Below are 572 nucleotides of genomic sequence, written 5' to 3'. Positions count from 1 at the left end.
ACCGGAGACGGACTGGGGCATCGCGGCCGCGCCTGTTAATCCTGCTAAGCCCGATGAATCGGCTTACGTGAAATTGTCAGAGATCTATGCCATATCTGCAGATTCTCCGAACAAGCGGGCAGCTTGGGAGTTCGTCAAATTCGTGAACGGGCCGGAAATGGCGCAAGTTGCTGGGAAGGCAATGAACGATACGCTGCCTACGCGATCAGACTATTTCAAGGATTTTAGAGGGCGGGACACGGAGGCTTTTTACCTCCTGAAGCCAATGGAAGCTAGCAGTGTGTCAGATAAAAAAAGTATTCCACCAGGTTTCCAAGCTGAATTCGATTCGTTATTGTCAGATTCGCTGAAATCCTTAATTGACCAAGAGAAAACGCTGGACAATGCGGTTGCCGAGCTTCAAATCAAGGGGCAAGAAATAATAGACCGATTGCGGGAAACCAAGTAGGAGCAATAAGCGAATTAAGTTGAATCTAATTGTTCACTGTTGGCATGAAGAGAGTACTCATGTATTAATACATAGGAGGATTACTATGAATATCAAAAAAGCAATTCTAGCGTCTATGATCGTA

Annotated in this window: 1 pseudogene; it reads left to right on the top strand. The window is 45.8% G+C overall.

Annotated features, from left to right (window positions below):
• Positions 1-448, top strand: a pseudogene (locus BBG47_RS28370) (sugar ABC transporter substrate-binding protein); the annotation flags it as partial.
• Between the last annotated feature and the right edge of the window lie 124 nt (positions 449-572).

This window comes from Paenibacillus sp. KS1 (assembly GCF_001680695.1).
Taxonomy (GTDB): Bacteria; Bacillota; Bacilli; order Paenibacillales; family Paenibacillaceae; genus Paenibacillus_B; species Paenibacillus_B suaedae.
This window is presented reverse-complemented; position numbering and strand designations above follow the sequence as displayed.